10 protein-coding genes are annotated in these 16,297 nt (G+C 27.5%); all 10 read right to left on the bottom strand.

Translation table 4 applies throughout. The annotated features are described in order from the left end of the window. Positions 1 to 125: 125 nt before the first annotated feature. Positions 126 to 2,309: an alpha-amylase family glycosyl hydrolase gene (locus CG473_RS03990; protein ID WP_094255024.1), complete on the bottom strand. Its 2,184-nt coding sequence runs from the start codon at positions 2,307 to 2,309 to the stop codon at positions 126 to 128. A gap of 1 nt (position 2,310) precedes the next feature. After that, positions 2,311 to 4,662 (bottom strand): glycosyl hydrolase family 65 domain-containing protein, encoded by a 2,352-nt coding sequence (locus tag CG473_RS03985; RefSeq protein WP_094255023.1) that lies wholly within the window; start codon positions 4,660 to 4,662, stop codon positions 2,311 to 2,313. A 1-nt stretch (position 4,663) separates the two neighbouring features. Next, positions 4,664 to 5,344 (bottom strand): beta-phosphoglucomutase, encoded by a 681-nt coding sequence (gene pgmB / locus CG473_RS03980; RefSeq protein ID WP_094255022.1) that lies wholly within the window; start codon positions 5,342 to 5,344, stop codon positions 4,664 to 4,666. Further along, positions 5,345 to 6,961 (bottom strand): alpha-amylase family glycosyl hydrolase, encoded by a 1,617-nt coding sequence (locus tag CG473_RS03975; protein ID WP_094255021.1) that lies wholly within the window; start codon positions 6,959 to 6,961, stop codon positions 5,345 to 5,347. Between the two features lie 10 nt (positions 6,962 to 6,971). After that, a complete protein-coding gene (locus CG473_RS03970; protein WP_094255020.1) occupies positions 6,972 to 8,063 on the bottom strand; it encodes an ABC transporter ATP-binding protein in 1,092 nt (363 codons plus the stop codon). Further along, the gene (locus CG473_RS03965; protein ID WP_094255019.1) at positions 8,063 to 9,733 is read right to left on the bottom strand and encodes a sugar ABC transporter permease; all 1,671 of its coding nucleotides are present in this window, start codon (positions 9,731 to 9,733) and stop codon (positions 8,063 to 8,065) included. The genes CG473_RS03970 and CG473_RS03965 overlap by 1 nt, the downstream gene beginning before the upstream one ends. After that, entirely contained in the window at positions 9,733 to 12,372 is a 2,640-nt protein-coding gene (locus CG473_RS03960; protein ID WP_094255018.1) for an ABC transporter permease subunit, read from the bottom strand. The genes CG473_RS03965 and CG473_RS03960 overlap by 1 nt, the downstream gene beginning before the upstream one ends. A 179-nt stretch (positions 12,373 to 12,551) precedes the next feature. Next, entirely contained in the window at positions 12,552 to 13,034 is a 483-nt protein-coding gene (locus CG473_RS03955; RefSeq protein WP_094255017.1) for a hypothetical protein, read from the bottom strand. A gap of 6 nt (positions 13,035 to 13,040) precedes the next feature. Then, a complete protein-coding gene (locus CG473_RS03950) occupies positions 13,041 to 14,573 on the bottom strand; it encodes a hypothetical protein (RefSeq protein ID WP_094255016.1) in 1,533 nt (510 codons plus the stop codon). 123 nt (positions 14,574 to 14,696) lie between these two features. Next, positions 14,697 to 16,232, bottom strand: a complete 1,536-nt coding sequence (locus tag CG473_RS03945) for an alpha-amylase family protein (RefSeq protein WP_094255015.1) — start codon at positions 16,230 to 16,232, stop codon at positions 14,697 to 14,699. Positions 16,233 to 16,297 lie beyond the last annotated feature (65 nt).

Here is a 16,297-nt window from a genome sequence, read left to right as displayed (position 1 = left end):
TCAAATTGCTTTCCATTTTTTTCATAATAAAAACGGTCCTTTCTGCTAAGACCGTTAATTTTTGTTAGCTCCCATATTTATATTTTGCCCTTTTCCCTTTTTTGTCATTAAAAAAATGCAACCTTTTACTTAAGTGTTGCACTTGAAATTTCATGGGTTCCTTTGTAAGTGCCTACAACTATAGTTTGTAAAGGCATAAGTTCACCATTGTATTTTTCTGTAGAAAAATTATTAATAATTATTTCCTCATTTGATTTTAAAGATACAGGCATTGTAATTTTCGAACTCAAATTAGAATAAATTGAAAATTTGACTTTCTCATCTTCTAAAATATATGTCAATATATTATTTGTAATATCAATACTGATATGATTTTTTATTTCTTTTTTTGTTTTGAGTCTAAATAAATATCATTCTGTTCTTAATTTAATTAGGTGAGTTAAAAGTTTTACTGGTTCATGATCTTCATCTAAATTATCTCAACGGAAAGCATTAATGTGCGGACTAGCAGAATATGTATTTGACATACCTCTTTTAGAATTATAAAGTTCTTGACCAGAATGAATTAATGGGATCCCTTGTGACAAGATTGTTAATATCATTCCTGTTTTAGCAATTAATTTGTTTTCTTGTTCACTTAAATTGAGTTTTTTGAATTCAATTCAATCAAAAAATGTTTTACCATCATGTACCTGAATATAATTAATTACATGATTTGGATTTTCACTTAAATATTCTTTTTCATATATTCCAACACTACCTGAAATAACTTCTTTCAATTCAGTTAAATTACTATTTAAATTTGAAAACATAAATGTATCATTTCAACTATCATCACCGTTAAATTCACCTTTAATTGTCTTTCTGAATTTATCATTAAAAAATGCAAAATTACCCATTTTTTTTGCATTAAACATTGTTGCATATTCCATTGTTTTATCTTTTACCATATCTCATCCTTCACCATAAAAAATGAAATTTGGATTAATCGCACTAATTTCTTTTTTAATTAATAATGCAGTTTCTAAATCCATTAGTCCTAAAAGATCAAATCTAAAACCATCAATTTTGAAATTTGAAACTCAGTATTTTGCTGAATCAACTATAAACTTACGAACCATATTTTTTGCACTATCAACATCATTGCCTACACCAGAATCATTAACCATTGAACCATCTTTGTTATATCTATTAAAATAATATGGCACTAATGAATTAAAAGAAAATTCACTAGGTTTATAAACGTGATTATATACAACATCCATAATAAAACCAATTCCTAATTCATGTAATGCATTGATAAATTTTCTAAATGTTATTATCTTATCAGTTGGACTTAAATCATTAAAATATGAACCTTCTAAAACGTTAAATTGAACAGGATCATAACCCCAATTATACTGCTCTAAAAACGAACTTTCATCAACAGAACCGAAGTCAAATATTGGTAATACTTGAATATGAGTAATCCCTAATTCAACTAAATAATTTATTGGGAATTCATATTGATCATAAGATACCATTTCATAATTAAAAATTGTATGATATAAGGATTCATCTTCTTCCAGCTTTGTTCTACTAGCTAGAAAATCAGATAAATGCAATTCGTACAAAATTAAATCAACGTTATTTTTGTATATAGGACGCAGCGGGAAAATTTCAAAAGATTCTGCAATTCAATTATGGTCTACAACAACAGAATCATTTTGATAGCCATATGATGCAGTAGCATATGGATCGGAAACTCTTTTAACTTCAAAATCATTATAAACTTCATAATAGTATTGGTGTTCGTATAATTTTCCATTAAATGTGAATTCAAAAACACCATTTTCTTTTTTAACTAAATCATAGCTTGAATACTTAGCTTCATTGAAACTTTTAATTTTTAATTTTGCTCAATGCGATACAGGGCTCCAAATTTTGAATGTAGTTGTTTTTTTTGTAGTTACAACACCTAAATCTTCGTTTCTAGCATCATATCTTTCATCAAATTCCTTAGTATTTGTAATCATCCCAATATGTATGGGAAATAATTTATCACTATCAACCAATAAGTAATAGTCTTGATTAAAAAAATCAATTTCCTTTTCAATTTTAAAGAAGAATGTTTGACTTGTTATTTCTTTAAAATCACTAATTTCAATATTTTTAATTGACAAATTTGAAATTATTTTTTTTGAACTATTAACTATTTTAAAAATTTTGTCAGAATTAAATTCACTTTTTAAGTCAAAAAAACGGATAGTTGTAAAACTATCCAAGTATGCTCTTGTTTTATTTGGTATGTAAATGTTATTACGAGTCATTTTATCCTTTATTAATCGAAAACTCTCTAGTTTGATTTTTCTGAATTATTTCATTAGTTCCGTTTATATTTAATTTGATATTTTCGCTTGATTCAACTTCAAAAATATCTTTTAAAACTTTAATATGTAAAATTGAATTTTGAAATTTGACTTTGTAATTTAATCCTTCTCATTGTTTTGGCAAAATTGGATTAATGTGTAATTCACCGTTTATTAATTTTAATCCACCATATCCAAATACAATCATTTGATAAATAGCAGCTAATGAACCAGCATGTATTCCTGCATCACTACTATTAAAATTAGTACCTAAATCAATATTAAGTGAATATTTAAATAAATCGTATGCATAGTCTAATCTATGACGTAATTCGATTGCTGATATAGCATAAGTAGAAGGAGAAAGTGATGAATCATGAGTAGTTGAAATTTCATAAAAATCTCAATTCTTTTTAGCTACTTCTTTTGAGACATCTTCAGAAATTAGATAATTCAATAAAATCACATCAGCTTGTTTTACTAATTGTCCACTTAATTTTAAAATTCCTTCTTCGGTATTAAATAATTTTTTTCCTGCATCACCAAGCAATTGAAAATCTTTAATATCTTTTTTTTCTAATCCTAGGAATTGATCATTTTCAGCAATTACCATTTCTGAATTTGGCTTTTGAATTTTTAACAAATTGCTTACATGTTTGATTTTTTCAAGATCATATTTATAAGGAATTTTATTGTTAATTGTTTTTAATAATTCAGGATTATCTTTTGACAATTTTTCAATATATTTTATAGCTAAATCTAGATTAAATTTAGCCATTCTATTGATAAAAGCATTGTTGTCTATGTTACCTTTATACTCGTTTGGACCCATAACATTAGTTATTACATATTGGTTTTTTTGACTATCTCACTCAGCTCTTTGAGTCCATCAAATTGCAGTATCAATAATTATTTCATATCCATAATTATCCATAAAATCTTGATCAGAACTAACTTTGTAATATTGTTCAACTGCATATGCAACATCTGCTGAAACATGAATTTCATGTTCTCTACTTGCAATAGGAACTTGCTTACCTGTTCTTATATCTGGCTGACCTCAAAATGGAGTCACTTCTCCTTCATGTGGTAAAGCAGTTTCTCAAGGATATTGAGCGCCAATATGATTTTTTTCTTGTGCTTTGTTTCTTGCTCCAGTTAAACCATGATAACGATACATAAGCATTTGCTTAGCTTGTTTATAATCGTTAAAAATAAAATTTGGCAAAATAAATAATTCTGTATCTCAATAATTATGACCTTGATATCCTTCTCCAGAAAGTCCTTTTGCACCAACTGAATATTGATCACTATATTTTGGGACGAATGTATTCATATGATTGATTGAATATTTTAAAGCTAAGGCATCATATTTAGCATCGTCACTTTTTCCAATAATTTCAACATCTCATTGTTTGAAAATTTTAGATCATGAAATTATATTTGAATTATGAATTTGCTCATAGTCTATATTAGAAATTAATTCAGCTAATATATTAGATTTTTCAATAGTTTCTTTAAGATCCATTTTTTGAGAAATTTTATCTTGAGATGAATTTACAGCCATGATTTTTTCTAAAATAATTGGCTTATTTATTTCTAAATCGATTTTAATTGAAAAACCAACTTGGCGACGTTTCATGAATAAAACAAAATCATCTCCACGGTATTTTTGTTCAATGCCTGCTTTAAAAAGCGATAATTTCATTGTATTTACAACATATTGTTTTGAAGCTGTACTTTGAGCTACATATTGGATTATATTATCTTGAAAAAGTTTTTTAGTTCCTTCTTGAAAATGCATAATTCCACTGTTTGTAACCGAACCATTAATATGTGGCTGAATTAATATTTTTACACTTGGACCTGAAACTAATTCAAAACTAATTTGTTCACCAAAAATATGCTTATTGCTTTGTGATACATTTCTTCGTAACAAAATTTTAATAGTTGAATCATTACATTTAGCAACTACAGTTCTAATTAATTCACCAGTTTTTAAATCAAGTACCTTTTGATATTTATCATTTTTAGATAATTCAAAAAATTCTCCATTTAAAAACAAATTATTTTGAAGCATGTTAGCAATATTAGCTAATTCTGTTTCTTCGTTTTGATCACCTTTATTATAAAATCCTGCTAAAAAGAAATCTTCTTTATGCAACGTATGATATTCAGGATCAACAGCCCTTAAACCTAAATAGGAATTTCCTTGTGCAAATATTGATTCTGTTTTTTTAGCATAATTAGGTAAATAATTGTTCTGGATAATTAATAAATTATCTAAATCATATTTTAATTCTGGTTTATTCATATTAACTTTTTAAAGCTGCTTTCATAATTGTTTCTAAGTCAAGTTGACTGGTATTTTTATAAATTTGAGAAGCATATTCGCTTCAATTAGCTTCTACATTGTGTGTTATTACAACTGTATAAACATTTGCATCAAAAAGACCTTTAGCTCCTTCAATTGCATCTTCAAAGCCAATTACTTCACTTGGTTTAAGATTTAATCCTTTAACACCTAATAAAAATATATCAGGAGCCGGTTTACCGTTTTTAACTTCAACAGGATCAGCAATATAATCAAAATAATTTATTAAATCTAGTGATTCTAAAATCATAGGAGCATTTCTAGAACTAGATACAATAGCCATTTTTAAATTATTTTTTTTAGCATCATCAAGCAGCTTTTTAATTCCTGGCAAAATGTCTGATTTTGTTAATTTTGATTTTAGACTTTGAACATAATAAGTATTTTTATCTTCTAAAATTTGTTCAAATTCTAATTGTGAAAATTTGTTTTCAATTTTCTTCATTTTTAAAATCGCTTTTAAAGTATCAGGTCTAGGCAATCCTTTAATTGAAGCATTTTCTTCTTCAGTATATTCAATACCTTTATCTTTTAGAATCTTAGCTCAAGCTTTGTAATGCAGACTTGCCGTTTCAGTAATTACGCCATCTAAATCAAAAATTAGGCCTTTTATTTGTTTCATTTATACCTCGATTAATATTGATTCATACTCGCGTAATACATTTTCTTCTGAATCATTATATGAACTCAATATAACCTTATTTGGATCATAATTTTTCTTAACTATAACATTATCTAAGTTGATGAATGCTTTAATAGATTTATTTTTCAATGTCCGAGTAATTACAAAAATTCCATCTTCAACTGAAAAATTAGATTTACCATCAATTAAGATATTTTTATATATTGAATCTTTTCTTAATTGAATTAATTTCTTGTAAAAATGTAAAACAGATTGTGGATCCTTAAGCTGTTTTTCTACTGATGTTGAATTATGGTTTTGACTAAATTTAACTCAAGGTTTAACAGAACTAAAACCGTGGTATTCACTTACATTATCTCAAACCATTGGTAATCTACTATTATCACGAGAATTAATAATATGAGCAACTCTCATTTCATTTTCAGTATATATTTTATTTTGATCAACAAAGACTTTAAATGAGTTAGCAACATCAACATCTCTAAATTCACTTCTATCATTAAAAATAGCATTAGATAAAGCAATTTCTTCACCGTAATTAAAAGCAGGAATTCCTTTTTGAACAAATGTAAATAATGCAAGTGATTTAGCAGCTTGATTTCAGAATTTTGCATCTTTTACATATCTAGAAATTGCTCTACTTGTGTCATGATTTGTTAAAAAATTAACTAATTGTCAAGGTTTTATTGTTTCATTATTTTGATATTCAATTGCACCTGGATTAGCAAAATCACTTACTTTTCAATCATGATCATAACCATTTCTACCAGTTTTTTTATTTCAACCAATTCATCATCAACTAAAGTTGTAAAAACTGTCTGCAATTTTTTCTTTACCATTTGCATATTTTATATTTTTACTTGGGTCAATTCCACTTGCTTCACCTAGAATGAAAACATTGTTATTGTTTTTTTCGATTTTCTTTCTTAAAGCTTGCAGATATTTAACCATTTTAGAACCAAAAGAGTGAATATTTTCTCCGTTAACTATTTCTTTATGAACATGTTGAATAGCATCAAAACGATATGAATTTACACCCAGTTTATTTCAAAAATTAACAACTTCTGCCATTGCATCAACTACATCTTGATTCGCTCAGTTTAAATCTGCTTGTTCTGGAGCAAATAAATGGTAATAATATTTATTAACTGATTCAACATATTCTCAAGCAGAACCGTTAAAAATACTTTCACTTGAATCAGGTTTATCTGATCAAATGAAGTAATTAAATTCTTTACTGTTAGGATCTGCAATTGCTTTTTTAAATCATTCATGTTTAGTTGATACATGATTTAAAACTAAATCCATCATGATTTCAATATCTCGTTTTTTACATTCTTTTGATAACTTTTTAAAATCGCTAATAGTTCCGAATTTTTCTCAAACTTTAAAATAATCAAAAACATCGTAACCTGCATCTGCAAATTCAGTTTTATAAATAGGAGTTAATCAAATAACATTAACTCCTAAATCTTGTAAATAATCTAGTTTTGAAATAATCCCGTTTATATCCCCGTTACCATCATCATTTGAATCTTTAAATGAACGTGGGAATATTTGATAAATTATTTTATCTTTTCATTGTTTAATATCCATAGAATTATCCTTATTTTCGAATTCTTTTTTCAGTTTCTACATCAAAAAAGAAAACCTTTGTATTATCAAATGATAATAAATATTTTTGATTTAATATTAAATCCTGACCAGGTGCCATTGTTGCTATAAAAGTTGTTTTATCACTAGCAACAAACTGTCCTTGTTCTTCTTTTCCTAAAATTTCATATATAGCTAATTCTGCTTTTGAATTAGCGCTTAAATTTTTATCTTTTCTAACTGTTACATTTTCACTTCTAATTCCCATATAAACTTCTTTGTTTTCATATGGAATTAGAATTTGTTTATCTGCTTCTGAAACTTTCATTTTTAATCATTCATCTGCTTTAACGATTCCGTTTTCATATTTAACTTTAACTATATTCATGGTTGGATTACCAATAAATTTAGCTACAAATAAATTATTAGGATTGTCATATAGTTCTCGAGGATGTCCAATTTGTTGAATGATAGAATCATCCATTAAAACTATTCTATCACTCATAGTCATAGCTTCAAGTTGATCGTGAGTAACATAGACAGTTGTAGTTTCTAAAAGCTTGTGTATTTTAACAATTTCACTACGCATTTCTTCTCTTAGTTTAGCATCTAAATTCGATAATGGTTCATCCATTAAAAATAAAGCAGGCTTACGTGCAATTGCTCTACCTAGTGCTACCCTTTGACGCTGTCCACCACTTATATCACTAGGCTTATTTGAAAGATATTGGTCAATTTTTAAGATTTTAGCAACATCATTTACTCTGCGGTTTATTAAATCTCTTGGTTGATTTCTAACTTTTAGTCCGTAAGCTATATTGTTATAAACATTCATATGAGGATAAAGCGCATATGATTGAAATACCATAGCAATATCTCGATCTTTAGGATTAAGTCCGTTAACACGAACATTGTCAAATAATAAATCACCTTTAGTAATTGAATTTAATCCGGCAAGCATTCTTAATAAAGTACTTTTACCACTTCCTGAAGGACCTAATAAGGCTACAAATTCTTTATCTTGAATTGTAAAATTAATATCTTTTAATGTGTAATTTTCTCTACCTGCATATTTTTTGGCAACATTTCTAAATTCAATTTTCATTATTTAACCGCTCCTTTTGTTAATCCGCTTACTAAGAATTTTTGTGCAACAACAAATAATATTGTTAATGGCACACCAGTAATTATGGCACCTGCTAAGAAAGTATATTGATGTGGGTTTGTTCCTGCAATTAGCGTTCTTAAACCAGCAGCCATTGTTAATTGTTTATTTCCTTCTACAGTTGCTGGTGCTAATAAAACGGGTAAAATTACATCTCCGAACGGACCAATGAAACTCCATAAAGCAACAATAGCGATCATTGGTTTTGAAAGCGGAACTAATATGGTTAAAAATACTCTAGCTGTGCTTGCACCATCAATTTTTGCAGCTTCATCAAGATCTATTGGAATTGAATCTAGATAACCTTTTAGGATAAATGTATTACCAGTTAATGCTCCGCCCGTATATATAATTATTAAAAATACTAACATGTCTAGATTTGTTAATTGATACAGAACCAAAAATGCAGTTAAAGCAGCAATTGAAGGCACCATTTGTAATAACATAACAGTTAAAATTGAGCTTCTTCTACCAGGAAACCTAAAACGACTAAATGCATAAGCTAATAACACAGTGAATGAAACAGTCAGTACCATTGTGCTAACTGAGACTATGAGAGAATTTCCTAGTCAATATCTAAAATTAGTATCATTAATTAGTTCTTGATAATGAATGAATCATCCTCTATTCCCACTTACATTTTGAGTTCCGATATATAAACCTCCACTTCCATCAAATGATAATATGACCATTTGTGCAAGAGGTAGTAATATAATTACCGACCATAAAAGAAGCAATAAATATGAAACAAGAAGTCCAACTAACTGATAACCATTCATCGGAGGTAAATCGCTTAATCTAATAAATTTGCTTGTTTCATTAATGTGACTAGTGAATGAATCAACATTGATATTAGAATACTTTGATAATTGTTCTTTTACGATATTGTATTTTTCTGATGCTTGCAGGCTTATTGCATCATATGTTATGTATTTTTGTAATGAGAAATTTGATTTGTTTTTTAAAAACAAGTTTTGTTCATGAAATAAAATTTGAAATTTCACCAAATTTATAAAAATAGTTTGTGGGAATTCTATAAAATGCGACGTATTTTTTTCAATTATTTGTGCAGCAACAATTGCCTTATTTCAATAGTTGCGTCTTATTAAATCAACGTCAATTCTTAATTCTTGTTGAATAACACTTTTTTGATTAAATTCAGAATTTGTTAATTTATCAATATCATTTGCAAATGATTTTACATATTTCTTTGAGTAAAATTTAATTAGTTTTGCTATTGCTAGATTAACATTAAGTATTTTTTTAACTTGGCTATAATTTTTTGAATCATAAGAAACATACAAAGACATTAGTTTTATTAATGCAATCACCTGTATTGATTCCAAACTCTTTGATTTGATTAAAGACTGCGCTAAGATACTTACATTATTTCTTACATCAACTCTTTCGATATGAAAAACTATTTTTGTAAAATCATTTGCGGAAATAATTTTATTTTTTCTTGCCTCTCGTAATGCTCTATTTAACTCGTTTATTATTTCTTGTTTAAGTTCAATTTTTTCGGCTTTAGCATAATAATTTGAAATAGGATTCATTGACTTTAATGTGCTTTTAAATCTATTTTTCAAGACCTGTGTATTTATATTCATTAAACCCCTTCCTTTCTAAATGCTTTTGAACGTAAAAATAAAATTAAACTAGCACTAACAATAAATACAGACATTACCATTGTAAATGCACTTGCTAAACCTATTTGGTTAGAAGAGTTAGTTGTTAATTTAAAAATTAAACTAATCATAATATCTGTTGAACCGGGATTTCCCGGTAGACCTGCAGGTCCATTTGGTCCACCACTACTAAATAAGTAAATAATTCCAAAATTGTTAAAATTAAATATAAATTGTCCTACCAATAAGGGTGCAACTTGTTGCATGATAAGTGGAGCCGTTATTTTCATAAAAGTTTTAGTTGCATTTGAACCGTCAATAGCTGAAGCTTCATATAGATCATCAGGAATACCTTTTTTAATACCGGACACAAGCATAAAAACATAAGAAGAGCCTAATCAAACTTGGATTGCAACTAGTACTAATCTCATTATGTTTGTATTAGAAGTAATGTCAAGGGAACTACTAAAGAATTGTTTATATAAAGTTGAACCACCAGCTCCATCTCCTAAAAATGCAGCGGAAAAAAATAGAATAGTTGCAAATGCTGGTACCGCTCAAGGTAAAATAAAGATCATTGATCATATTTTTTTTCCCTGAATTCTAGGATTATCAACTACTAATGCAATTAATGTTCCTATTATAATTGTGATAACTGTAACAGAAAACGTTCAAATAACAGTTCATAGCGATACATATCCAAAACTTCGTGAGTAATTTCCGTTGAAAACTTCAATGAAATTTTCAAAACCTATTCATGATAACTGATTACCAGGAGGTTGATTTTGACTACTATAATTTGTAAATCCAATTAAAAACGTTGTTACTAAAGGTAATACAACAATGAAAGAAATAGCCACTAAAGCTGGAAGTGATATCAATAAAGGCAATCCGGTTCCTGAAAGAAATTTTTTCATATCACGAACGTTTTTGGGCCTATAACCGAATTCTCTATAAAAACCAGTTCTGTATCCATCGTGAATTGCAGATATTCAAATAACTAAGGCAAAACTAAATACAATTAAAGAAATAATTGCCTCAATTAACCTATATCTAGCATCAGCATAAACAACACCAAAAAATTCATCTTCAAATCTGATTGGGCTTAGATTAAATAACCCAAATATCCCTTCTCCATCTTGTGAATGATACACTCCAAATAGTAAGGGTAATGCCAATGCATAAATAAATATCGCTCCAACAATAAAAAAAACTGCTTTAAAATATTCTTTATTTAAAATCTGACCTACTCCAGGAAAAATAAAGGAAAGAATTGCAGAAATGAATCTTTGATATTTAAATGCTTTGGTAGGAATTTTCTTTCTTTCATCATCTACAGTTGAATACATTACTGTAAGAATTTTTGACACTTCTTCTTTGCATTTAATTTGTCTAAATCTTAATTCAGATTTTTTAGATAAATATGGATCACTTAATTTTGCATCCTTTATTTCTATTTTTCTTTTGAATTTTAGTTCAGATAATTTATTTTTATATGCTTCTTTTGTTAAAGTGTGAGCTCTATTTTTTAAATCATTTATTAGTTTGGAAAAATGATCATTTATATTTCTGAGTTTAATGCTTAGGGATTTTTTATATTCATCAGATTTTGCCAATTTTTCAATCTGAGATTTCAAATCGTTTATTTGATTGCTATGATATTCAATAGTCTTAATGATTTTTTCGTATGCTTCTATTTTGTTAACAATATATATATATTCACTAACTGCTTCATAATTATTTATTGAAACAATTTTTTTTAATTTTAATTGTTCTTTTATAATTAAACTTATATATTTCTTATTTTCAAAAGATGGAGTAAATTTTTCTTCAACTTTATACAAATATTTGTGGTGCTCGGAATAATATAAATTTGATTCTTTATATTTATTAACAGCTTCTCCATATGAATTAAGATCAATATTTTCGCTTCTTAAATATTTGAAAGCAGATTTAGAATTTTTTATGCTTATTTGTTTATTGCTCTTATATTCTTTTGCTAAATTTTTCCTAAATAATTTGCTCTCAGTTTTTAGTGTTTTATAATTATCTTTATCTTTTAAATATTGATTTTTATATTTAGATTTTAATGTATCTCTTTTTCGTCCACTCTCAAAATATGAATTTTTAAGTTCATGAATTTTTTTATCCGTTTCTTGATTTATCAATTTTATTGAATTTGAATTTTTGTATGAATTACTCAACTCTTTTAATTTTAAATTTAACAGCGAAATAGCATTTTGAGTTTCATTAACTAATTTTAAATTTTTAATAGATTTATAATACGCTAAGTTTAACTTTGCATTAAATAATTCCAATTTCAAGTTTTTACCATTTAAAGTAAGATGATCTGATTTTTGAGATTCGAGAATTTTTTGACTTTCTAACAATAGTAAATTTTTTTCTTTTCTATATTTTTTCGAAAGATCATCTAGCTCTAACTTAAGTGATTTTGAATTTTTAAAAATAGTAAATTTTTGTTCTAATAATTTTCTTTGAAACGAGATTTTTAGTAGTTTATATTTAGTTCGAAGTTGTCTTAATATAGCTTTTTTATTTGTTTGTCCTATTTTTTTCAAAACTTCTGGGTCGTTATTATAATTTAACTTGACATTAATCATTTTATCTCCAGTTATATATTTTAATTATTGTTTTATGATCGTTAAGGTAGGTAAAACAATTTCAATATGCGATATTTTATTTTTATTTATTTATAAAATTTATTTTCATATTTAAATAAAAATAATTATTAATTTTGTTTCAAATATTATTAATCAAAATTATTTTTTATAACAGTTTATTAAACCCATCTTCTTTGATTGTTGACAAAGAATTTTTTTTGATTTAGCATAATAAACATATAAAAAAGCAGACACAAAATAGCTACACTTGTGATAGAAACTAATATACTAACTCAAAGCATAGATATGTTAATTGCTCAAACAGATACGATCGAAGCAACTTGTATGAAACTTCAAAATAATACATAAATGAATCCGAAATTAATTTTTTTGTAAGAATAGTAAGTGATTAAGCCAAACCCAATATAAACAATGCTTGTTACAACTAATCTCAATATTATTACCAGTCTAAATTGATTCAAAGCTGCCATTCCACTTAAACCTTGAGAAATTGAATATTCACTTATTGCATTTGAATCAACCAACGATAATATTGAACCTAAAGAATAAATGAATAGTATTATGACAATCAATAACATTAAAGTTAAAAATTGTCATTTTGCAATGGCAATTTTATAACTACTATTTTTGTTATATAACATTAAAAACTACTTGACTTTTGCTAGTTCCAAGTTAATGTTTGCAGTAAATGCATCAAAAAATGCATCGAAAGTTGTATATTGTTTGTCAGAAAAACCTAAACCATCTCAAGCTTCTCAATACCCGCTTCCAGGTCATTTTGGTTGCGCTACGTTTAAGGAACTTTGCTCAACTAAAGCTTTTGTAACAGATGAATATAAATTATCAATAGCGCTTGTAAATCCTTCTTGTGCAATATATCTACTTAAGTCTATTTTGTCATTTTCGTCTGTAGTTGAAAAATCATTAATACTTAATGAGTTAATATTAACTTTGATTTGCGCATCATCAGCTGCAGAATATTTACCGGCGTTTGTAATTCATTGACCAGATAATTCTTTTGATGTTAATCTTGAAGCAATATAATTAGCAAAATTAGTTTTTCCAGTTCTAGCTTTTTGGTCTGTTATTCCTGTTAGAGATGCTCTATTTAAAGCATAAGCTCAACCACCAACAAAGTGTCTAGTTTTTTCAGTTCCAAAGTTAGGCAACGCAGCAACAGAAATATTATTTATATTTTCAACTACTTTAGCTGGGTTATCTTTATCTTTTAGTATTAAATAACCAATTAGATCTCCAAGAATTCACATTCCATCGTAAGTTACACCAATATTACCTGTAGCAAGTCCTTCGACTACTCGTTTGAATCTATTACCATTATTTGCGATACCTATTCAATTTTCGTCACCACTTTTTCTTAATTCTTGATAATAATTGTAAATAACTTTTAGTCTTTCTTTAACTGTATTATTTTGTAAAAATGGAGCTGTTGCAACTTTACCATCATCTGAATATGTAACTCACTCTTTATTTGAATTTTCAGGAGATCCTTGAATTGTAGAAAACAATCCGTTTACAAATACTGATCCATGTCACATATTACCAGCTTGTACAACAAATTTCTTTGCAACAGGATTTTTTAACATATCAGTTGAATCTGTAATTGCAGTAGGTTGTATAGTTTTATTGTAGAACTGTATTACTGATTCAACATTTAATGGATATCCATAATAATTATTATTAAATTTAACAATATCTTGAGTTTTTTTATAATTACCTAAATATCGTTGAGGAATTGCGGCAATTAAATTTTTTGTTATTAAAGTTTGTACTCTATCTAATTGAACCGGAAATAAATCAGATGCTTCACTACCGTTTTGTTCAACAGTGTCAATATAAGTTGTCGAGCTATCATTTTTTATTTCGGTTAATTTTACTCTACTTCTTAATTCAGCTGGCAGTGATTTAATAAGAGCATCCATGACAGGTTTTCAATTAGCTTCATAAGTAATTGATAATTCTCCACTCCAGTCTGTTAAAGTATCTTGAGCTTGCTTTAATAATTCGGCATCAGTTAGATAAGTGGTAGTGTTTGAACCATTACCTGGATTGTCGTTGGTTGGAGTTTGTGGAGTTTGTCCACATGAAACTGCAATAAGTGTAGCACCTAGCATTGCTGAAAATCCAGCACTAAGTCCTAATATTTTTTTGGAAATCTTCATATATTTTTATCCTTTTCACTTTGCAAACATAAAATTTACAAATCACGAGCGTGATGTTTATAATTATATGTTGCACTTTTACTTATTACTAAAATTAATTTAAAATGTGGAAAATGTGGAAAATTACTTTCTTTTAGCCACTAATAAAAATTGATTAGCTCTAATTTTGAAATTTGGATCTTCAACATTATATTTATCAAGTTTTGTTGTCCCAGCATTTTGTTCATCTACAAGAACTTCTCAACTTTTATCGAATTTAATAGCTAAATTTTGTTCATCATTAGATGGATTCATTGCAATAAATACATCACTGAATTCTGAATTAATATCCGGATAAGCAATTTTCAATTGTATCAATCCAGTAATTGGAGCATTATCTGGATTCGAAGCAACATAATTTGGTTTGCTTAAATCAACAATTGCACTTTTATCTTTTAATAATGAATCAATGGGTATCGTGGTATTTCCATCCCCTAAATAAGAGCCATCAATCGAATCTCATGATCCTATATTTTGCACAAGCTTAAAGTTAAATGCATCTGGTCTACCTCATTCTCCCCTCTTTTTATAAATTTTATCCAATTCATTTCTATCAAAAATTAAAGTACCATTGCCATTTTTATCAATTGAAACAGTTTTAGTTAACATTTCGTTTGAAAATGAATCATTATTTTCTCCCGCAATATAAAAAGTTTTATTATATGCAGCTGTAGGGGCATTAATAAATTTAATTGTTAACGAATCTAAATTAGGGTCATTGTACCCAGAAAAATTTATGATTGGTTTTGAATCTATTTCATTTAAGAATCTTAAATTATCATTTATTTCAGTTGCGCTTTCCATTCTTAATGCATATATTTTTTTTCTTAAATTTATCAATCCTGCAACATAATCGCTCATATCTTTAAATATTCCATTTTCAAAAGAAGAATCCAAACGATTTCATCTAATCTTATTCGAATCATCACTTGCATTGTATGTATTTTCTGAATATTTGCTTTCAACTGGATTAACATCCTTAAACAAAATTGTGTGTTCCCCTGCAGCACTTCTATCTGGATTATTATCTCCGTAAGTTAATGGCTTAGTTCTTCCGAACTCATCTCCACCATGTAATACAATTCTCCCTTGACTAGTAAAAAGAATTGCATAAGCTTGCTTCATGATTGACAATTTAAATCTTAAAAAATCTTCATCGGTTTGTCCATGTTTTCTAAATACAGAAAGGTTAATTTTATCTCACAACGTATGGCCATCATGGATTGACAAATATTGTATTGCTTCTCATGGTTCAATTGCAAAAATGTCATTTTCTGAAGCAACAATATCTGAGTATAATTCTCCTTCTTTTGTTCTATCTTGAATAAAGTTTTTTATTCCAGCAATAATTGCCGCTCTTACAAATGAAGTATTTTTAAGTTCACCTTGTAAATATCCTTGTTGAAACGCTTGATTATGTCCAGTATCTCCTTTTACATATTCACGTATAACATCATTGAAATAACCTAAACCAGTTAATTTTCCGCTACTGATGTAAGTATTCAATCCTGTTTCGGGTTTCACTGGACTATCACCATCTGGTAAATCTGTGAAGTTTCATGCCTCACCATAAATGATTGCTTTTGGTAATAATTTTCTAATTTGAGAGGGAGCTAACAAAAATTAACGGTCTTAGCAGAAAGGACCGTTTTTATTATGAAAAAAATGGAAAGCAATTTGATCGA

Origin of the sequence: Mycoplasma testudineum (genome assembly GCF_002245785.1) — a bacterium.
GTDB lineage: Bacteria > Bacillota_I > Bacilli_A > Mycoplasmatales > Metamycoplasmataceae > Mycoplasmopsis_B > Mycoplasmopsis_B testudinea.
The sequence above is the reverse complement of the archived record's forward strand: the minus strand, read 5'-3'. Positions and strand labels throughout refer to the sequence as shown.